Consider the following 19,013-nt stretch of genomic DNA (forward strand, 5'->3'; position numbering starts at 1 on the left):
GATTGCAAATTTCGTAACTGCGGCAATCTGGATGGAGTGGCGTAAACCGAGAAGCAAAAAACGCGGGCATCTGCCGACTTTTTGGGCGTTCTGACGATTCCACGAAAGGTTGTCAGCCTGTGTGTCTTCTCGACCACATTATTTGCATTGCAAAGTGCACTGGCAGGCCCGGGTTAGTACGGGCCCCGCGGTACCGTGCTGGCCACGCCACGAATCAGGCTGCTCCAGGACAAACGCGCCGTCACGCCGATGCAAAAAGGCCGCAGCATCACCGCTGCGGCCTTCCTGTCGTCGATCATGGTCGTCGGATTGGATCCAGCCTTTGGCCTAATCTTGGGCCTAACTTTGGGCCTAACCTTGTCCTTCGGCCGGCGTCGTTTCCGCAGAAGACGAAGGCATCGCCCAGCTTGTCTCGGCGGCGGGCTCGGGAGCCGGAGCTGCCGGCGTTGACGGCTTCGGCGCGGGAGCTGCCTTCGCCTTCTTCGGCGCCGCTTTTTTCGCAGCCTTCTTGGCGGCCTTCTTAGGGGCAGCCTTCTTAGGGGCAGCCTTCTTAGCGGCTTTCTTGGCCGACTTCTTGGCGGCCTTCTTCGGCGCGGCCTTCTTGGCAGATTTCTTTGTGGCTTTCTTGGCAGACTTCTTCGCGGACTTCTTGGCTGCCTTCTTTGAGGTCTTCTTCGCCGCTACCGCCTTCTTGGCTTTTTTGGCCTTCTTGCTTTTTTTCTTCTTCGCTTTCGCCATCGTGGTCCTCCTGTTGCCGCCGAACAATGGTCGATCCGGGCGTCTTCAGCCGTCACCTCCGGACGAAAGCTCAGCCCTCGAAAGCTCAGTCTTCGAAAGCTCAGTCTTGCGCGTTCAATGCCGGCCGCGACCCGCCCGTAGCCCAATCGAGAAGCTCAATCGTGTGTACGACCGGAACTGACGTGCCACTGGCAATCTGCACCATGCAGCCGATATTGCCTGCGGCAATCATGTCCGGCTTGACGCTCGCGATGTTGGCGACCTTGCGATCACGCAACCGGCCCGCAAGCTCGGGCTGGAGAATGTTGTAGGTCCCCGCCGAACCGCAACACAAATGGCTCTCCGGCACATCTTTCACCACGAATCCATTATTGGAAAGCAATTCTTTCGGAAGGCCCGTGATTTTCTGTCCGTGCTGCAACGAACACGCAGAGTGATAGGCGACGACGATGTTGTCCTGTCGCGCGGTGGCCACGAGTCCAAGGCCGGCGACGTATTCAGTTATGTCCTTGGCGAGCGCGGAGACCTTCGCCGCATCGGCGGCAAACGCAGCGTCCTCGCGCAGAAGATAGCCGTAGTCCTTGATCACGGTGCCGCAGCCTGACGCCGTCACCAGGATGGCGTCGAGCCCCTCGCCGGCCGCTTCCGCGCGCCACGCCGCGACATTGGCGCGAGCCCGCCCCAATGCGTCCTGGTCGTTGCCGAGGTGATGGGTCAGCGCGCCGCAGCACTGCTCGTCCCTGACGAGGACGACCTCGATGCCGTGGCGCGTGAGGAGACTGATGGCGGCCTGGTTGATGCGCGGGGCCAGCACCTGCTGGGCGCAGCCCTGGAGCAGCGCGACCCGGCCGCGCTTCTTGCCGAGTGCCGCGAACACACTGCCGGCGGCGGGCCCCGGTGGCGGCAGCCGGTCCGGCGCCAGCGCCAGCATCGCCTTGAGGCGCAGGATCAGGCCGGGTGTCGCCGACGGCCGGGGCGTCGGCAGGAACGCGGCCAGCGGGCGGGCCAGCCGCGCCAGCCACATGCTGGCGCGGAAACGCTGCGGGTCCGGCAGGACGAAGGCCAGCACCCGGCGCAGCAGCCGCTCGGCGAGCGGCCGCTCGTAACGCTGCTCGATCCTGACCCGGGCCTGATCGACCAGATGCATATAATTCACCCCCGAGGGGCAGGTCGTCATGCAGGCCAGGCACGACAAGCAGCGGTCGACATGTTTGACCACTTCGGCCGTCGGCGTCTGGTCCTTCTCCAGCATCTCCTTGATCAGATAGATGCGGCCGCGCGGGCTATCGAGCTCGTCGCCAAGCAGCACATAAGTCGGACAGGTTGCGGTGCAGAAGCCGCAATGGACGCAGGCGCGCAGGATCTTGTCGGCTTCCGCGATGTCGGGATCGGCGAGCTGCGCGAGTGAGAATTCGGTCTTCATTCAGCAAGCGTCCCGCGTCAGCCGGCCCCGGTTGAGGATGGTCTTCGGATCGAAACTGGCGCGGACCCGCTCGCTCAACGCGGCAAGGCCAGGGGCCTGCGGGTGGAATACATCGATCGCGCGCCTGATGTCCTCGGCCGCCCGGATCAGCGTGGCGTGCCCGCCGGCCGCATTCACACGTTCGCGCACGGCCGTGGCATGCGCGTCCGGCTTCGGTGGCAACGCCGCCCAGATCAGTCCACCACCCCAATCGTAGATCACGTCGCCGCCGGTCTCGCGCGCCAGCAGCGTCCCGAGCGCCGCGCCCGACGCGGGCGGACAGACGATCCGCCAAACCGGCCAAGCCCCCAACGTGCCGTCAGCCGCGAACGGCAGGACGTCGCGGATCGTGGTCCATAGCGCCGCTGACACCGTGTCCTCGACGAGCGTTGCGGTTCCGAACGGCGCCAGCAATTCGCGCAGCGAGCCGGCACGGTGGGCGGTCGAGGCGGTAATGCCCTCAAGCCGCAGCACGGTCAGCGCCTCGCTTTGGCCTGCGATAGCGCCGAGACCTTCGATCTTGGTCCGGAACGCCGATGTCGGCAGATGCGCGGCCCCCGAGACGTCGAAGGGCGAGCCGAGCGCCGCCGTCATCGCCTTGTTGGCCGCGGCATCGTCGAGGCCGCGCAGCAACAGCGTCCGCTCGGCCTCCGGCTTCGGCATCACCTTCAGCGTGACCTCGGTCATGACCGACAGCGTGCCCCAGGAACCGGCGAGAAGCTTGCAGAGGTCGTAGCCGGTGACGTTCTTCACCACCTTGCCGCCGGTCTTGAAGCTATCGCCGAAACCGGAGACGGCATGCGCCCCGAGCAGATGGTCGCGCGCCCCGCCCGCCTTGATCCGGCGCGGACCGGCCAGGCCAGACGCAATCATGCCGCCGATGGTGCCGAGCGCGGGCGTGCCGAGCAGCGGCGCGGTGTTCATCGGCTCGAAGGCGAATTGCTGGTTCTTGGCATCGATCAGCGACAGCACGTCGGCCAGCGGCGCCCCGGCCTGGAGCGTGACAATGAGTTCGTTGGGCTCGTAGGCGGTGATGGCATTCAGCGCGGAGACGTCCAGCACGGCGTTGGTCGCCATCGCATGGCCGATGCCGCGCTTGGAGCCATGGCCGATGATCTCGAGCGGCTGCTCATTGGCAATCGCCGCGCGCACCACCTCTTCGACGTCGTTGGCGTCTCTGACCTTGAGCGTATCCACGCCTGTAGCGGGTAACGAAGTTTGCAGCGAAAATCAAATTTGGCGCGTTGCAGCGAGGCGACTCTAGAACCGCGGAATGTCCGGGAATGCCAGCTTCCCGGCGTGGACATGCATGCGGCCGAGCTCGGCGCATCGGTGCAGGGTCGGAAACACCTTTCCGGGATTGAGCAGGCCTTGCGCATCGAAGGCGCATTTCAGGCGCTGCTGCTGGTTGAGGTCGATCTCACTGAACATCTCAGGCATCAGATCGCGCTTCTCGATGCCGACGCCGTGCTCGCCGGTGAGCACGCCGCCGAACTCGACGCAGGCGCGCAGGATGTCGGCGCCGAAGGCTTCGGCGCGCTCGATCTCGCCGGGCTTGTTGGCGTCATAGAGGATCAGCGGATGCAGGTTGCCGTCGCCGGCATGGAACACGTTGGCGCAACCGAGCTGGTATTTTTCCGATAGCTCGCGGATGCGCGCCAGCGCTTTCGGCAGCGCACCGCGTGGGATGGTGCCGTCCATGCAGAGATAGTCCGGCGAGATGCGGCCGACGGCGGGGAACGCGGCTTTCCGGCCGGCCCAGAACAGATTGCGCTCGGCCTCGGAGGTCGAGATCTGGCAGGTGGTCGAGCCGCAAGCGTTCGCAATCGTCTCGACCCGCGTGATCAGCTCGTCGACCTCGATCTTGGGACCGTCGAGCTCGATGATGAGGAGGGCCTCGACATCGAGCGGATAGCCGGCATGGACGAAGGCCTCCGCGGCGTGGATCGCGGGCTTGTCCATCATCTCCATGCCGCCGGGAATGATGCCGGCGCCGATGATGCGCGCCACGCATTCGCCGGCCGCCTCGACTTGCGCGAATCCGACCATAAGCGCGCGCGCCGTCTCCGGCTTTTGCAGGATGCGCACCGTGATCTCGGTGATGACACCGAGCAGGCCCTCCGAGCCGGTGATGACGCCCATCAGGTCGTAGCCTGTGTTCTCCGCCGATTTGCCGCCGATGCGCAGGATCTCCCCGCTCATCAGCACGATCTCGCAGCCGAGCACGTTGTTGGTGGTCATGCCGTATTTCAGGCAGTGCACGCCGCCGGAATTCTCCGCGACATTGCCGCCGATCGAGCAGGCGATCTGCGAGGACGGATCCGGCGCGTAGTAGAACCCGGCATGAGCGACGGCCTGGCTGATCGCGAGGTTGGTGACGCCGGGCTCGGTGACGACGGCGCGGTTGTCGAAATCGATCTCGCGGATGCGCTTGAACTTGCCGAGGCCCAGGAGCACGCCGTCTTCCAGTGGCAGCGCGCCGCCGGACAGCGAGGTGCCGGAGCCACGCGGGACCACCTTGATGCCCTGCCCTGCACAATATTTCAGGACCAGCGAAACCTGCTCGGTCGTGTCGGGCAGCACCACGACCATCGGCGGCTGCCGATAGGCCGTTAATCCGTCGGATTCATAGGCTCGCATCTCGGCGGCGCTATCGATCACGCCTTCGCCCGGTACGATTGCGCGCAATGCAGCCACGATTTCGGCGCGGCGCGCGAGCACGGCCTGGTCACTCGCGGGCATCATGATGGCCATAGCATTTCCTTCATGGCATATCGTTCCGGCCGAGGCCGCACGATCGATTTGTCGCGGTAAATCAACCACGTCCGCGGTGGTTTGGGTAGGCCATCCGAAAGTCAGATCGACGATCTTGCGCGAGTTCGCTCTGGGACAAGTAGGAAATCGTGAAACCTGCCATGGTTTGGCGGCTTGTCCAATCCGAGCAGGCCTGCCAAAACCGGCAGGTCCGACCATTGCCGATCAGGCATGCAACTGACCAGCCCCAGGGAAGAAACGAAGAGCACCCGATGACAAAACTGATTTTTGGCGCATTGACCATCCTCACCGCGATTGCCACCGCACCCAGCGCGATGGCGCAGGACGTCGCGGCCGGCAAATCTTCGTTCAACAAATGCCTGGCCTGTCACGCAATCGGCGAAGGCGCCAAGAACAAGGTCGGCCCCGAGCTCAACGGCCTCGACGGCCGCAAGTCCGGCACCGCGCCGGACTACAATTACTCCGACGCCAACAAGAATTCCGGCATCACCTGGAACGAGGCCGTGTTCAAGGAATACATCAAGGACCCCAAGGCCAAGATCCCCGGCACCAAGATGGCGTTCGCCGGCATCAAGAACGAGACCGAGATCAACAATCTCTGGGCCTACGTGTCGCAGTTCGACAAGGACGGGAAGATCAAGCAGTAAGCGCGCGACAGGCGGTCGCTGGAGCTTCGGTTCTGAACCGAAGCTCCAGCTTCTTGTTTTGACGCGTTTTCTTCACGCAAACCGGCATCCACTTCGCTCGAAAACGCTCTAATCGGCGGCCGCCTGCGCCGGGACGATTTTCCCGATCAGCGTCTCGATCTCGGTCTTCACGAGATCGGGCACCGCGTTCTGCACCATGTGGCCGAGATCGGGCAGCACGATCAGCTTGGCGTTCTGCACGGTGGCGGCGAACGGCCGCGCGTGAATGTCGGTCTTCACCGTCTTGTCGGGTTCGCCGGCGATGATCGTGACCGGCGCCGATATCTCGCCGTAGCGCGCGACCTGCGCGGCGACCGCTTCCTTCAGCGTCACCAGATCATACGCATTGACGATGAACTCGCGCGGGCGCAGCAGCAGCGGCGTCGCAGAGTCCTGCACGAAACCATCCGGCATCATTTGCGGCAGGAAGACATTGCGCGCGCCGGGCTCGCTCAGGAAATAGCCCAGCGGCAGGGTTATGGTGTAGGCGAGCAGCGGGCCGATCACGGGCGTTGCGATGATCTCGTTGTAGCGGCCGACGCCGCCGCGCCAGGGATGTGTGACCGGCGCGAGCATTACAAGGCCCGCGACGCGGCCGGGATAATCGAGCGCCAACCGCGCGCCGAGCGCGCCGCTCCAGGAATGCACCACGAAGACCGCGCGATCGATCCCGAGCTTGCCGAGCGCCTCATCGATCATCCGCGCCTGGACCTCCGGGGTCGAATCCTGCCGCCGCGCCCGCGTGCTCCAGCCGTGGCCGGGACGGTCGATCAGGATGACGCGGTGGTTCCTGGCGAGGAGATCGCCGAGCGGCCGCCGCATCGCTTCGAGGTTTGAGCTCGCGCCGTGCAGCATCACGACCGGCAGGCCCGAATCGCGCGGGCCGATATCGACGAGGTGAAGCACGGCACCATCGACCTCGATCATTCGGCCCTGCGGTGGAAACGCGCGCTGCACGGCGAGGACGCCGGCCTGCGTGACCAGCGCCAGCACAAGCAGCGCGGTCACGACTGACATCACGATCATGGATGGAATCCGGGCGATCCAGGGCACAGGGCAGTTACGTGGCTTGCGGGCGGCAGTTTCGCCCGGGGAGCCCCCGCGCTCCACTTGAAATGCCGGGGCTGTGGATATGTGCATAATTCAAGCGGGAAAAACGCAATCAAATCAATGCTGCTCCCCGGAGCACGCAGGCTTCGAAAAGCTTCATGCCGTCGTCATCGCGGCTTCCTTATAATCGCCACGGTCGGTTCCGCCATTTAGACGCGGGTGGGCGCCGATCGTGCTCGCAACCCTCGGGGATGCGGGAAAGACCGGCAGGATTTATCCTGATTTGAACCGGAGAATTTCGATGAGCCTGAGGTCCAAAGATACTGCGATCGACGAGATCGTGGCAAGCTGCCACGGCGACCTGCGCGGTGCCGTGCGCGCGCTGCTGCTGATCAACGAGCACCTCGAGACGGAGCTTGCAAAGGCTTACGCCGCAGCGGTCGATCGCGGCCTCGCCGAGCGCGAAGGCAGCGTTTTGCACTAGGTTGCTGTCGACTTAGTTCGTGCCGTCCTCGTCCTTTTCCTCGTCAGGCGTGGGTGCGGGACAGGCGCGGATGGTCGAACGGGCAAGCTTGGCGTCGGCCTTCGATTTGTAAGGACCGTCACCGAACCAGACATCGCCGATGATCACGGGATTGCTGGTCACGATGTTGCATTTTCCGGTGGCGCGATTGCCGACCACCCAGAACAGTCCGTCGGCGAGGCTCACCGTGCCCGGCGCCAGCAGCAATATACCTGCAAAGATCAAACGCTTCATGGCTGTGCTCCCGCCATGAAGGTAGGCCTGCGGCGGGGCAACCCAAACCCTCGTAACGCGGCGCGTGTCATCGTGGTTAATCGGCTTACGCCGCATTCGCTCGAGCAATGATCGACTTGTCCGCTAAATATCGCGGCCTTCGACCTTCTCCGTCAGCGCCTTGACCTGGTCGGGGATCTTCTCGAGGTGCGGATTGACGGCGAGCGCTTTGCGGTAGGCCTCGAGTGCGCGTTTTTCGTCGCCGACCTCCTGCATGATCATGCCGAGGCCTGCGAGCGCGCCGAAATGGCGGGGCTCGCGGATCAACACCTCGCGAATATCGGCGAGCGAGCGGCCGTAATCGTTCTGCATGTAGTAGAGCGTCGCGCGACGATTCCAGGCCTCGATGTAGTCGGGCCTGAGCTTGACGACCGAATCCAGCAGCTTGATCGCAACCTCGATCTTCTTTGCGTCGACCGCGGTCTTGGCCCGCGCCATCAGCAGCGCCGCGGTGTCGCTCGGGGTCTGGATCCAGATCGCCCAGATCCGCGCCTCGACGTGCTTGGCGCTGGCCTCGTCGGGCGCGGCTTTCAGCGCGCCGAATAGGAAATCGAGATTCTTGGTGCGATCGACCTTGGGCAGCTTGGCCGGCGCTTCCGGAAGTTTCTTCTGCTTGCCGGGCGGAGTCGGTGGATCAATCTGCTGTGCCAGCGCCGGAGCGAGTCCGGCGGCTCCCAGTACGAGAGCCAGACACAGGGTGCGCGCGATGAAGAATCTCACTGCCATGGTCGAAGTCTAAACGCGCAAAGCCGCCCTTGCAAAGCAGGGGCGGCGTCAAACTCGTGTGAGACCGTGGTCTTGCGGGGCGCGCGCGGGCGTCCGGCAGGGCGAAATCAGCCCTGGCGAGCCTTGAAGCGGCGCTGCACCTTGTTGATCACATAGACCCGGCCCTTGCGGCGGACCAGGCGGTTGGCGCGATGGCGACCGCGCAGCGATTTCAGCGAGTTACGGACCTTCATGGCAGAATCCTGAACGTTCGAAAGGCCGTGTTCGGCACTACCGTTTCGGCACGCGCGAATGAGGCAAAATGAGATTTTCCCGCTGGCGGACCGACCGCCCGGGACGGGGCGGTTCTTAAGGCATGGGAGGACCGGATGTCAATGTTAACTGCCCCGATCCCACCCACCAAATTCTGGAAAACAACCCCATGCAAAGTAGAAGCGGCCGGATCGGCCCAATCTGGCGCGGACGACGCCTGTCCTACAACGCCTGGTCCCACAATGCCTTGTCCCACAATGCCTTGTCCCACAATGTCTTGCCAAGTTCGTTATATCATATAATCAATTCGGCAACCCGTCGGGAGGAAACCCATGCCGAAGCTGAAGCTGCCGAACATCGACGACGTCGTCGCCATCGACATCCACACCCACGCCGAGGAGCCCTGCGGCACCCATCCCGACGACGGCTATGACGATTTTCAGGCGCAGATGGCGGACTATTTCAAGTCGCCGCACAAGCATCCGCCGACCGTGCCGGAGACCGCCGCCTACTACCGCTCCAAGAACATCGCCGCGGTGATCTTCCCGGTCGACGCCGAGCGCGAAACCGGCTTCCGCCGCTACAAGAACGAGGAGATGCTGGAGATCGCCTCCGACCATCTCGACGTTCTCATCCCCTTCGTCTCGATCGACCCGCACAAGGGCAAGCTCGGGGTCCGCGAGGCGCGCAAGCTGATCGAGGAATACGGGGTGCGCGGCTTCAAATTCCATCCGACCATGCAGGGCTTCTACGCCAACGACCGCATGGCCTATCCGCTCTATGAAGAGATCAACAATGGCGGCGCGATCGCGCTGTTCCACACCGGCCAGACCGGCGTCGGCTCGGGCATGCCCGGCGGCATGGGGATGCGGCTGAAATATTCCAACCCGATGTACATGGACGACGTCGCGGCCGATTTCCCCGACCTCAAGATCATCCTCGCGCATCCCTCCTTCCCCTGGCAGGAGGAAGCACTGTCGGTCGCGACCCACAAGCCGAACGTCTACATCGACCTGTCCGGCTGGTCGCCGAAATATTTCCCGCCGATCCTGGTGCGCTACATCAACTCGATCCTGCAGGACAAGATGCTGTTCGGCTCGGACTGGCCGGTGATCACGCCGGACCGCTGGCTGTCGGATTTCGCCAAGATCGAGATCCGCGACGAGATCCGGCCGAAGGTGCTGAAGGCCAACGCAAGGAAGCTGCTGGGGATCTAGAAAGCGCGTCGAGGGCTTCGATCCGGTAACCGAAGCCCTCACGCTCAAGTCTCAGACCTGTGCCAGGCCTCCATCCACGAAAACCTCGCCGCCGGTCATGAAGCTGCTGTCTGAGGACGCCAGGAACGCCGCAACCGCCCCCGTCTCGCTCGGGTCGCCGACGCGTCCGATCGGCGTCATGCTTCCGAGCGCATCGAAGGCTTCCTCGCCGACGATCTCCAGCGCCAGCTCCGTCTTGGTCGGCCCCGGTGACAGCACATTGACGCGGATGCCGGTGCCGCGCAGGTCCAGCGCCCAGCTGCGCGCCAGATTCCGGATCGCAGCCTTGGTCGCGCTGTAGATGCTGAACTGCGGCGTCCCCATCACCCCCGTGCTCGATCCGGTCAGGATGATCGACGACCCCTTCGTCATCAGCGGCAGGGCTTTCTGCACCGTGAACACCAGCCCCTTCACATTGACGTCGAAGATCTGATCGTAATGCTCGGGCGTGATCTCGCCGAGCGGCGCAAACAATCCGGTCCCAGCATTGGCGAACAGGATGTCGAGCCCGCCGCGTTCGGCCTTCACCGCCGCGTATAACCTGTCGAGGTCGGACATATCAGTCACCGAGCCCCTGACGGCGCGCGCCGAGGAACCCAGCTGCGCCACGGCGGCGTCGAGCGGCTCCTGCCGCCGCCCGAAGAGATAGACGAACGCGCCTTCGTCGATGAACCGTTTGGCCGCTCCAAATCCGATGCCGGTTCCGCCGCCCGTAACCACCGCCGTCTTGCCTTGTAGTCTGCTCATGATGTGCTCCTTCACTAGGGTTGCACTGAGCTGGCGGCCTACCCACCTATCGACAAGTATGCACCTTTTGGTAAGTGCCCAAAAATGTCAGACACGATCTCTCCACCTGCGCAGGCTTCGCCACCTGTCCAAAGCTGCACCCCGACTTTGCCCGGCTTCACTTGCGGCCTCGACGCGACCGTGCGGGTCATCGCCGGCAAGTGGAAGCCGCTGATTCTGTACTTCCTCGCCCAGGGCGGGCCGACCCGCTACGGCGAGCTGCGGCGAGCCGTGCGCGACGTCAGCGACAAGGTGCTGATCCAGCAGCTCAAGGAGTTGGAGGCCGATGGTCTCGTGAAGCGGACCGACTACAAGGAGGTGCCGCCGCGGGTGGACTATAGCCTCACCCTTTTGGGTCACAGCCTCGCCCAAGCTCTCGTACCGCTCTGCGCGTGGGGCACCGAGCACATGGCGGAGGTCAGCCAGGTCTTCGCCGAGCGGGAGGCCTGGAATTCCAAGAGCCGGTGAATGTGATGGTCGAGATGCGTGCGATCAATTCACGCTTGCCAGATAGCCCGCCAAAATTATCCGGCTTTGGCTGAGCGTCTCGATACGTTCGTCGATCAGGCCGACCTGCTGCTTGAGTATATTTCGCAGCTCGTTGCACGGCGTGAAAGCCGGATCGTTGTTCCGCACGCAGGGGAGCCACCGCTTGATGGTTTCGAGCGTCATCCCGGCGCCGCCGAGCATCTTGATGCGCCGCACCGTTTCCTCTTCGGCCTGGCCGTAATCGCGATAGCCGGAGTTCGTCCGCAGCGGCGCGAGCAGTCCTTCGCCTTCGTAGTAGCGCAGCATTCGGACGCTGACCCCCGTCCGCCGGGAGAGTTCGCCGATCTTCATCTGAAGCCTCTTGACCCTGACAGCACTGTCAGACCCTACAGACTTTGCTCGTCCAAGTGAATGCACTTGTGAAGGGAGCAACGATGAGAGCCTACCATTTGAATAGCCATGCTGCTGCTGGCCGCCTTGCGCGCGTCGAAATCAGCAAACCCGAACCCGCCAATGGCGAGGTCCGCATTCGGGTCGAAGCGGCAAGTCTGAATTACCGCGACCTCCTGATCCTCGACCGTGCAGGCCAAGGCGAGCTCAAGGGCCGCGTGCCACTCTCCGACGGTGCGGGTGTCGTTGACGCCATCGGCACCGACGTCGCGCAATGGCGACTCGGAGACCACGTCGCTGGGTCTTTCTTCCGCGATTGGATCTCGGGGCCGTTCAAGTCCAGCTATATTCCGTCATCCCTCGGTGGCAACACGATGGACGGAATGCTGGCTGAGTATGTCGTGCTGCCGGCGACCGCGCTGGTCTCAGTGCCGGCGCATCTGTCCGCGGTGGAGGCAGCGACCCTGCCCTGTGCCGGCGTCACGGCGTTCCATGGCCTCATCGCACGCGGCGGGATGCGCAAAGGCGACACGCTGTTGGTCCAGGGAACAGGCGGCGTTGCGCTGTTCGGGCTTCAATTCGCGGTGGCGTTGGGGGCGCGTGCGATCGTGATATCCTCCTCGGATGAAAAACTCGCCCGCGCCAAGGCGCTGGGCGGCTCGATCCTCATCAACTATCGCGAGACGCCTGACTGGGATGTCGCCCTGATGAAGGCGACGAATGACGCCGGGGCCAGTCATATCCTCGAACTCGGCGGTCCCGGCACCTATGATCGATCGCTGCGATCGGTCGCTTCGGGTGGCAAGATCGTCCAGATTGGTGTCTTGACGGGGTTCGGTCCCAAGCCCGACCTCGCGCGCCTTCAGTGGGAGAATGCCGACATCATCGGTGTCACCGTCGGATCGGTCGAACACTTTGCCGCGATGAATCGCTTCCTGACCGAACATGCGATCCACCCGATCGTCGATCGGATCTATGGTTTCGATGAGGCACCCGAAGCGTATGCGCACCTGCGGACCGGCTCACATTTCGGCAAGGTCGTGATCAGGCTTTAGAAACCAGGGCCCAAGTCGCGATTCCGTCTTGGACCGATTTCGGGGCGCCTTGTATAGTCCGTGGACCGCAACGATCCCGGAGGACAGGTCAATTGAGCCTCAAAGCCGTTGTCTTCGATGCCTACGGAACGCTCTACGACATCCAGTCGGTCGCCGAGACCACCGAGGATGCGTTTCCGGGCTACGGTGAGATCATCACGCAGATCTGGCGGATCAAGCAGCTCGAATACACCTGGTTGCGCTCGCTGATGCGGCGCTACCAGGACTTCGCAGCCATCACGCGCGACTCGCTTGCCTATACGCTGCGCGTGCTCGGGCTCGCTTACGAGAACGAGGCATTCGAGCGCGTGATCGAGAAATATCTGCATCTCGATCTCTATGCGGATGCGACGGCAGCGCTCACGGCTCTGAAACCGCGAAAACTCGCCATCCTCTCCAACGGCAGTCCGGATATGCTGAATGCGCTCGTGCGCAACTCCGGCCTCGACGCCCTGCTCGACGCCACGATCAGCGTCGACGCGAAGAAGATCTTCAAGCCGAGCCCGGAAGCCTATGAGCTGATCGGCGAGGTGCTCGGCACCGCGCCGGATGAGGCGCTGTTCGTCTCCTCCAATCCCTGGGATGTTGCGGGCGCGAAAGCATTCGGATTGAACGTTGCCTGGATCGAACGGGTGACGCCCGAAGCGATGGCGCTGGCTTGCGTCGAGAACGAACTCGTGGCACCGCTGACGATGTTCAAGGCGATCCGCACCCAGATGGACGAGCTCGGCTTTGCGCCCGATCATCGCGTCCGGGCGCTCTCGGAGCTGCCAAGGATTGCTTAGGCATCGCCGCCCGCCCATAAGTCTGGAATGAGCCGACCTGAATGAGCCTACAATCCGTTCGCGCCTTCTTCGCTGAAAAAGCCCCCGACATATCAGTCATCGAATCCCCGATCAGCTCCGCGACAGTGGCGCTGGCCGCCGAAGCCTATGGCGTCGAACCCGGAATGATCGCCAAGACGCTGTCGTTGCGGATCGGCGAGCGCGTGATCCTGATCGTCGCGGCCGGCACCTCGCGCATGGACAACAAGAAGGTGAAGGCCGCGTTCGGCGGCAAACCGAAGATGCTGGGACTGGAAGAGGTCGCGGAGGTCACTGGCCACGAGGTCGGCGGCGTCTGCCCGTTCGGACTGAAGGCGCCGCTGCCGGTCTATTGCGACGTCTCGCTGAAAGCGTTCGACGTGGTGGTGCCGGCCGCTGGCTCGACCCACAGCGCGGTGCGCATCACGCCGGAGCGGATGGCCGAGCTGACTGCGGCGGAATGGGTCGATGTCTGCGAAGTCAGGTCCGAAGCGCCCTAATCATCCTCGTCGTAAGGCCGGGGCTGGGTCGCCGGAGGCGGTGGCGCATTGTTATATCGTGGCGCCGGCGCGGCGCGATTGCCCGGAACTTGCTGCTGCGGCGGCATCTGGTTGTTGGACTGGAACACCGCGCGACAACCGCTGGAGAGCTGGGGCGTGTTCTGCCGCAAGCAGGCCGTAATGCGGCTCACATCAGGGATCTGGTCGCTGCACAGCCGCCACACATCCGGCGTGCAGGCCATCTGCTGCTCCATGGTTGCGCGATACTCTTCAGCGGATGCAGCGCCCTGCGCGACGATGCCGCCGATCGCAAGCGCCACACCCAGCGCAATCCGCTCTGTTCGCATGTCCGATTCCTTCGCGAGTCTCCTGAATTCTCTCCAATCAATGAGACGGGGAGAGGTTCTGGACCAACAAAAAATTGTGAAAACGGGCCAGGAACTTATTCGACCTTGCCGATCTTCTTCACTGCCGTAATCAGCCGCGCGCTGTCGACCGCCACGAACTCGGCAAACGCCGGCGCGTCCTGATAGGCAACGAGGCTGCCCGACGTTTCGAAGGCCTTGAGCACCTCCGGGCTCGTCATCACCTGCGCCATCGCCTCGCGCAGGCGGGCCGCGATCGGCGCCGGCAGCGCGCTCTGCGCAAACAGCCCGGCCCAGATGTACATCTCGACGTCCTTGTAGCCGAGCTCCTGGAAGGTCGGTACATCGGGGAAGCTTGCGATGCGCTTGGCGCCGCAATTGCCGAGCACGCGCAGCTTGCCGTCCTCCACTTGCGGCTTCAGCGTTCCCGGTGCGGCGGCGATCGCCTGCACGGTGCCGCTGAGCAGCGCGGTGAGCGCTGGACCGGCGCCGCGAAACGGCACATGCAGCAGCTTGATGTCGGCGCTGCTCGCAAACATTTCCATCGCCACGTGCAGCGTGCCGTAAGGCCCGGACGAGCCATAGGTGATCTGGCCCGGGCGTTTCTTTGCGTCTTCGACGAAATCCTGCGCGGTCTTCCACGGCGCCGAGGCCGGCACGGCGAGCAGCGTGGGATCGGCCAGCACCCGCGCGATCGGCATGAACTGCGAGATCTCATAGGCGACCGGACGGTCGAACAGCCGGTCGGCTTCGGGCAGCACCGCGAGCGAGGACAGCGTCATCAGCAGCGTGTAGCCGTCGGGCTCGGCTCGCGCCGCCGCGGCATTGCCGACCGATCCACCGCCACCGCCGGCGCGGTTGTCGACGATGACCGCCTTGCCCAGGATTCGCTCCAGCGCCTGTGCGACCGGGCGCGCCGCGAGATCCGCCTGGCCGCCGGCCGGAAACGGCACGATCATGGTGACGTTGCGCGCGGGATAGACTTGCGCGAAAGCCACGCTCGACAACGAAGGCAACAACGGCAATGCGGCAGCGGCGCGCAGGACATCGCGTCGATCCATGGCAGATTTCCCCCTGTTTTCTTATTTCGGTGCCAGCCTAGCGTGACCGCCCGCAAGAACAAGCCGTGCGGCGGGATTAACGAAGCATTATCCATGTTCCGCCCGGTCAGGAACGCCCCCCGGACTCTACCGTTGCCTCGCAGGGAGTGGAGCGATGAATAGACTTCAGACCATTGACGTGGCGCTGGACGAGATGCTGGTGAATCTCGCCGCCATCGTCTTGCGGCTATCAAAACCCGACGTCACGCGGACGCCGGAAGCGCGACGCGCCTTGGCGCAATCCGTGCATCAATACGCAGTCTGCGCGAAGCGCTCGCGCGATCCGCGTGTCCATGATTTGAAGTCGCAGCTGGAAGAAACGTTGAAGCCGAACTTGCGCGTGGTCGCGCGTAATGATGTGACGGTGTCTTAGTCCAACTCCGTCATTGCGAGCGAAGCGAAGCAATCCAGAATGCCTCCGCGGAGACATTCCGGATTTGCTTCGTCGCTTCGCTTCTCGCAATGACGGAGGTCGCTGAAGGCACTCGCTCTACGACGGCTTTGCTACGACGGCTTTGCCCTTCCGCGCACCTGCCGCTTGCACGTACCCGGCAGCTTCGCTGCGAGAAAATCGCCGAGCGCCTCGACGCGTGCGGGGCGCGGGCCGCCAGGTGGCGTCACCAGATGCACGGCGCCTTCAACCTGCTTCCAGTCCTTCAGGACCACCTCGACCTCGCCGGAGGAGATGGCGTCACCGACGATGAATTCCGGAAGGTCGGCGATGCCGAGGCCGGCGATCAGCGCCGGCATTACCGCTTCGCCGTTGTTCACGCGGAGCTGCCCGCCCGGACGCACGCTGGCCTGCTCGCCGGCCGAATTGGTGTAGTGCCAGACGTTGGGCGTCGAGAGATAGGCGTAGCTGAAACATTTGTGCTCGGCCAGATGCATCGGATGCGTCGGCCGTCCGTATTGCTTAAGATAGGACGGCGCCGCCACCGTAAAGCGCGGCATCGTGAAGAGCCGCCGCGCAATCAGCGAGGAATCCGGCAGCCGCGCGATCCGCACCGCCATGTCAAAGCCCTCGCCGATCAAATCGATGGTCGCATCGCTCAGGTGCAGATCGACCGAGACCTCCGGATAAGCCTCGAAGAACTCCGGCAGCAATGGCGCCACCGCCTTGATCCCGAATGTCATGGGGACGGCGAGCCGCACCAGGCCCCGCGGCGCTACCGACTGCGCCAGTGCTTCGTTCTCCGCCGCCTCGCCGTCGGACAGCAGGCGCGTCGCACGCTCGGCGAGCTTATGCCCGGCATCGGTCAGCGCGAGCCGGCGTGAGGTGCGGTTGAACAGCCGGGCGCCGAGCCGCTCTTCGAGGCGCGTGACCGCCTTGGACACCGTCGCCTTGGACATCGCGAGCTCGCCCGCGGCCCCCGCAAACGATCGTAATTCCACGACTTTTGCGAAAATCGCGAGCGCCTCGAAATCGGGGAGTTTGGCCATGATAGCGGATCCAATTGGGCTGTTTAAGGAAACAATGCGTTTCAACAGTTTCTATTTCTATACCACAGGCGGAGGCTTATCCAAGGGTCATCAGAAATTCAGGAATGGAGAAATCCAATGACCAAGAAGCTCTCAGGCAAGGTTGCCCTCGTCACCGGCGGCTCGCGCGGTATCGGCGCGGCCTCCGCCCGCGCACTCGCCGATCAAGGCGCGGACGTCGCCATCAGCTACGTCGCCTCGCCCGAAAAGGCGGAAGCGGTCGTCACCGAGTTGAAGGCCCGGGGCGTCAAGGCGCGCGCCTTCCGGGCGGACCAGGCCTCGGCCAAGGACGTGACGCAGCTCGTCAACGACGTCGCGAAAGAGTTCGGCCATCTCGACATCCTCGTCAACAATGCGGGCGTCGCGAGCGGTGGCGCGATCGACGATGCCAATGCCGACACGGAAGCGCTCGCCCGCCAGGATGCCATCAACGTGCATGGCGTAATCGCGGCGATCCGCGCCGCTTCGCAATTGATGGGGGAGGGCGGCCGCATCGTCACCGTCGGCTCGATGCTTGCCGACCGCGCCTCGTTCCCGGGTCTTGCGGACTACGTCGCCACCAAGGCCGCCGTGGTCGGTTACACCAAGGGCGCAGCGCGCGACCTCGGCCCGCGCGGCATTACCGTGAATGTGGTGCAGCCCGGCTCGATCGACACTGACATGAACCCGAAGGACGGCGGCGAGTTCGCCGAGACCCAGCGCAAGCAGCACGCGCTGCAACGCTTCGGCCGCCCCGAGGAAGTCGCGGCTGGCGTCGTGTTCCTCGCAAGTCCGGAAGCCTCCTTCGTCACCGGCACCGTGCTCAACGTCGACGGCGGTTTCGGCGCCTGATCAAGGCGCCGCCCGCTCAAACAAGGAATTACGCAGATGATCGAACTCAGACCCTTCGCAAAGCTCGGCGGCGCCGATCACGGCTGGCTCAATGCCAAGCATCATTTCTCCTTCGCAAGCCATTATGACCCCGACAACATGGGTCACGGCGCCCTGCGGGTGTGGAACGATGACGAGATCGCGCCCAACACCGGGTTTCCCGCCCATCCCCACGCCAACATGGAAATCATCACCTATGTGCGCGAGGGCGCGATCACTCATCAGGACAGCCTCGGCAACGAAGGCCGCACCGAAGCGGGCGACGTGCAGGTGATGAGCGCCGGCAGCGGCATCCGCCACTCCGAATACAATCTCGAGCCGACCAGGACACGCATCTTCCAGATCTGGATCGAGCCGACCGCGCGCGGTGGCCAGCCGACCTGGGGCTCGAAGCCGTTTCCGAAAGGAGACCGCTCGGGCAAGCTCGTCACCATCGCGAGCGGCTTCGAGAATGACACGGACGCTCTGCCGATCCGCGCCGATGCGCGGGTGCTCGCCACCACACTGAAGGCGGGCGAGAGCGCGGAGTACGCGCCGGACAAGTCACGGCACCTTTATCTCGTGCCCGCGGCGGGGTCAGTCGAGATCAACGGCGTGCGCGTCAACGCCCGCGACGGTGCGGCGATCCGCGACGAGGACAGGCTGAAGATCACGGCACTGGAAGATTCCGAGATCGTGCTCGTCGACGCGGTTTAGCAACGCCTTCGTCATGCAGGCTTTGTCCCGGCATGACGCTCCCGACACCGACGCATCAAATCTGCATCCAACGGAGACCATCATGACCAAAGTTCTCGTCCTTTATTATTCCGCCTATGGCCACATCGAAGCGATGGCCAATGCCGTTGCGGAAGGCGCGCGCGAAGCCGGTGCCACCGTCGACATCAAGCGCGTGCCTGAGCTGGTGCCGGCCGAGGTCGCCAAGGCGTCCTATTACAAGCTCGACCAGACCGCCCCCGTCGCGACGATCGAGGACCTCGCAAACTACGACGCAATCATCGTCGGCACCGGCACCCGCTTCGGCCGCATGGCCTCGCAGATGGCGAACTTCCTCGACCAGGCCGGCGGTCTCTGGGCCAAGGGCGCGCTGCACGGCAAGGTCGGCGGCGCCTTCACGGCGACCGCGACCCAGCATGGCGGCCAGGAGACGACGCTGTTCTCGATCATCACCAATCTCTTGCATTTCGGCATGGTCGTGGTCGGCCTGAACTACGGCTTCGCCGGCCAGATGAAGCTCGACGAGATCACCGGCGGCGCACCTTACGGCGCCACCACGATCACCGGCGGCGACGGCAGCCGCCAGCCCAGCGCCAACGAGCTCGCCGGTGCGCGCTATCAGGGCCGCCAGATCGCGGAGACAGCCAGGAAGCTGCACGGCTGAGCTACACGGCTGAGCTGC

24 protein-coding genes are annotated in these 19,013 nt (G+C 63.9%); 11 read left to right on the forward strand and 13 right to left on the reverse strand.

The window, feature by feature from the left end:
- Positions 1-351 precede the first annotated feature (351 nt).
- The 4 genes from N551_RS0101575 to N551_RS0101590 all read right to left on the reverse strand — a co-directional run bounded on the left by N551_RS0101575 (position 352) and on the right by N551_RS0101590 (position 4,954).
- A complete protein-coding gene (locus N551_RS0101575; RefSeq protein ID WP_027565445.1) occupies positions 352-738 on the reverse strand; it encodes a hypothetical protein in 387 nt (128 codons plus the stop codon).
- A gap of 100 nt (positions 739-838) precedes the next feature.
- On the reverse strand, positions 839-2,161 hold the full coding sequence (gene glcF, locus N551_RS0101580; RefSeq protein ID WP_027565446.1) for a glycolate oxidase subunit GlcF: 1,323 nt from the start codon (positions 2,159-2,161) through the stop codon (positions 839-841).
- Complete coding sequence (locus N551_RS0101585; protein ID WP_027565447.1) at positions 2,162-3,397, reverse strand: FAD-binding protein; 1,236 nt, start codon at positions 3,395-3,397, stop codon at positions 2,162-2,164.
- A 63-nt stretch (positions 3,398-3,460) separates the two neighbouring features.
- Complete coding sequence (locus N551_RS0101590) at positions 3,461-4,954, reverse strand: FAD-linked oxidase C-terminal domain-containing protein (RefSeq protein ID WP_027565448.1); 1,494 nt, start codon at positions 4,952-4,954, stop codon at positions 3,461-3,463.
- Positions 4,955-5,226: 272 nt separating this feature from the next.
- On the opposite strand from N551_RS0101590, the gene cycA reads away from it, so the two are divergent.
- Positions 5,227-5,622: a cytochrome c-550 CycA gene (cycA, locus tag N551_RS0101595; protein ID WP_027520444.1), complete on the forward strand. Its 396-nt coding sequence runs from the start codon at positions 5,227-5,229 to the stop codon at positions 5,620-5,622.
- A 108-nt stretch (positions 5,623-5,730) separates the two neighbouring features.
- Here the strand turns inward: cycA and N551_RS0101600 are convergent, their stop codons facing one another.
- On the reverse strand, positions 5,731-6,687 hold the full coding sequence (locus N551_RS0101600) for an alpha/beta fold hydrolase (RefSeq protein WP_027565449.1): 957 nt from the start codon (positions 6,685-6,687) through the stop codon (positions 5,731-5,733).
- 325 nt (positions 6,688-7,012) lie between these two features.
- Between N551_RS0101600 and N551_RS0101605 the strand changes: the two genes are divergently transcribed.
- Positions 7,013-7,195: a hypothetical protein gene (locus tag N551_RS0101605; RefSeq protein WP_007596968.1), complete on the forward strand. Its 183-nt coding sequence runs from the start codon at positions 7,013-7,015 to the stop codon at positions 7,193-7,195.
- 12 nt (positions 7,196-7,207) lie between these two features.
- Here N551_RS0101605 and N551_RS0101610 read toward each other — a convergent pair whose 3' ends face one another.
- The 3 genes from N551_RS0101610 to ykgO all read right to left on the reverse strand — a co-directional run bounded on the left by N551_RS0101610 (position 7,208) and on the right by ykgO (position 8,466).
- A complete protein-coding gene (locus N551_RS0101610) occupies positions 7,208-7,468 on the reverse strand; it encodes a hypothetical protein (protein WP_027565450.1) in 261 nt (86 codons plus the stop codon).
- A gap of 123 nt (positions 7,469-7,591) precedes the next feature.
- The gene (locus tag N551_RS0101615) at positions 7,592-8,233 is read right to left on the reverse strand and encodes a tetratricopeptide repeat protein (protein ID WP_027565451.1); all 642 of its coding nucleotides are present in this window, start codon (positions 8,231-8,233) and stop codon (positions 7,592-7,594) included.
- A gap of 107 nt (positions 8,234-8,340) precedes the next feature.
- Positions 8,341-8,466: a type B 50S ribosomal protein L36 gene (gene ykgO, locus N551_RS0101620; RefSeq protein WP_006611362.1), complete on the reverse strand. Its 126-nt coding sequence runs from the start codon at positions 8,464-8,466 to the stop codon at positions 8,341-8,343.
- A 351-nt stretch (positions 8,467-8,817) separates the two neighbouring features.
- Here ykgO and N551_RS0101625 point away from each other — a divergent pair, with 351 nt between their 5' ends.
- On the forward strand, positions 8,818-9,702 hold the full coding sequence (locus N551_RS0101625; protein ID WP_027565452.1) for an amidohydrolase family protein: 885 nt from the start codon (positions 8,818-8,820) through the stop codon (positions 9,700-9,702).
- Between the two features lie 51 nt (positions 9,703-9,753).
- Here the strand turns inward: N551_RS0101625 and N551_RS0101630 are convergent, their stop codons facing one another.
- Positions 9,754-10,488 carry an SDR family NAD(P)-dependent oxidoreductase gene (locus tag N551_RS0101630; protein WP_027565453.1) on the reverse strand — a complete coding sequence of 245 codons (735 nt, stop codon included), beginning with the start codon at positions 10,486-10,488 and terminating at the stop codon, positions 9,754-9,756.
- Positions 10,489-10,572: 84 nt separating this feature from the next.
- On the opposite strand from N551_RS0101630, the gene N551_RS0101635 reads away from it, so the two are divergent.
- Positions 10,573-10,995, forward strand: a complete 423-nt coding sequence (locus N551_RS0101635) for a helix-turn-helix domain-containing protein (protein WP_245287718.1) — start codon at positions 10,573-10,575, stop codon at positions 10,993-10,995.
- 24 nt (positions 10,996-11,019) lie between these two features.
- Here N551_RS0101635 and N551_RS0101640 read toward each other — a convergent pair whose 3' ends face one another.
- A complete protein-coding gene (locus N551_RS0101640; protein ID WP_027565455.1) occupies positions 11,020-11,367 on the reverse strand; it encodes a MerR family transcriptional regulator in 348 nt (115 codons plus the stop codon).
- 83 nt (positions 11,368-11,450) lie between these two features.
- On the opposite strand from N551_RS0101640, the gene N551_RS0101645 reads away from it, so the two are divergent.
- The 3 genes from N551_RS0101645 to N551_RS0101655 all read left to right on the forward strand — a co-directional run bounded on the left by N551_RS0101645 (position 11,451) and on the right by N551_RS0101655 (position 13,803).
- Positions 11,451-12,461 carry an NAD(P)-dependent alcohol dehydrogenase gene (locus tag N551_RS0101645; RefSeq protein ID WP_027565456.1) on the forward strand — a complete coding sequence of 337 codons (1,011 nt, stop codon included), beginning with the start codon at positions 11,451-11,453 and terminating at the stop codon, positions 12,459-12,461.
- A 92-nt stretch (positions 12,462-12,553) separates the two neighbouring features.
- Positions 12,554-13,285, forward strand: a complete 732-nt coding sequence (locus N551_RS0101650) for a haloacid dehalogenase type II (RefSeq protein WP_027565457.1) — start codon at positions 12,554-12,556, stop codon at positions 13,283-13,285.
- 41 nt (positions 13,286-13,326) lie between these two features.
- Positions 13,327-13,803 (forward strand): YbaK/EbsC family protein, encoded by a 477-nt coding sequence (locus N551_RS0101655; protein ID WP_027565458.1) that lies wholly within the window; start codon positions 13,327-13,329, stop codon positions 13,801-13,803.
- Here N551_RS0101655 and N551_RS0101660 read toward each other — a convergent pair.
- Both N551_RS0101660 and N551_RS0101665 read right to left on the reverse strand, forming a co-directional pair.
- Positions 13,800-14,150, reverse strand: a complete 351-nt coding sequence (locus N551_RS0101660) for a hypothetical protein (protein WP_027565459.1) — start codon at positions 14,148-14,150, stop codon at positions 13,800-13,802. The two genes, N551_RS0101655 and N551_RS0101660, sit on opposite strands and share 4 nt — an antisense overlap.
- Before the next feature lie 95 nt (positions 14,151-14,245).
- Complete coding sequence (locus N551_RS0101665; protein ID WP_027565460.1) at positions 14,246-15,229, reverse strand: tripartite tricarboxylate transporter substrate binding protein; 984 nt, start codon at positions 15,227-15,229, stop codon at positions 14,246-14,248.
- Between the two features lie 154 nt (positions 15,230-15,383).
- On the opposite strand from N551_RS0101665, the gene N551_RS0101670 reads away from it, so the two are divergent.
- A complete protein-coding gene (locus N551_RS0101670; RefSeq protein WP_027520456.1) occupies positions 15,384-15,641 on the forward strand; it encodes a hypothetical protein in 258 nt (85 codons plus the stop codon).
- A 131-nt stretch (positions 15,642-15,772) separates the two neighbouring features.
- Here N551_RS0101670 and N551_RS0101675 read toward each other — a convergent pair whose 3' ends face one another.
- Positions 15,773-16,708 carry a LysR family transcriptional regulator gene (locus tag N551_RS0101675; RefSeq protein WP_027565461.1) on the reverse strand — a complete coding sequence of 312 codons (936 nt, stop codon included), beginning with the start codon at positions 16,706-16,708 and terminating at the stop codon, positions 15,773-15,775.
- A 117-nt stretch (positions 16,709-16,825) separates the two neighbouring features.
- On the opposite strand from N551_RS0101675, the gene N551_RS0101680 reads away from it, so the two are divergent.
- The 3 genes from N551_RS0101680 to wrbA all read left to right on the forward strand — a co-directional run bounded on the left by N551_RS0101680 (position 16,826) and on the right by wrbA (position 18,995).
- Positions 16,826-17,578, forward strand: coding sequence for an SDR family NAD(P)-dependent oxidoreductase (locus tag N551_RS0101680; RefSeq protein ID WP_027565462.1), 753 nt, complete (start codon positions 16,826-16,828; stop codon positions 17,576-17,578).
- A 36-nt stretch (positions 17,579-17,614) separates the two neighbouring features.
- Complete coding sequence (locus N551_RS0101685) at positions 17,615-18,313, forward strand: pirin family protein (protein ID WP_027565463.1); 699 nt, start codon at positions 17,615-17,617, stop codon at positions 18,311-18,313.
- Between the two features lie 82 nt (positions 18,314-18,395).
- A complete protein-coding gene (wrbA, locus tag N551_RS0101690; RefSeq protein ID WP_027565464.1) occupies positions 18,396-18,995 on the forward strand; it encodes an NAD(P)H:quinone oxidoreductase in 600 nt (199 codons plus the stop codon).
- Positions 18,996-19,013 lie beyond the last annotated feature (18 nt).

This window comes from Bradyrhizobium sp. URHA0013 (assembly GCF_000518345.1).
In the GTDB taxonomy this organism is placed as follows: Bacteria; Pseudomonadota; Alphaproteobacteria; order Rhizobiales; family Xanthobacteraceae; genus Bradyrhizobium.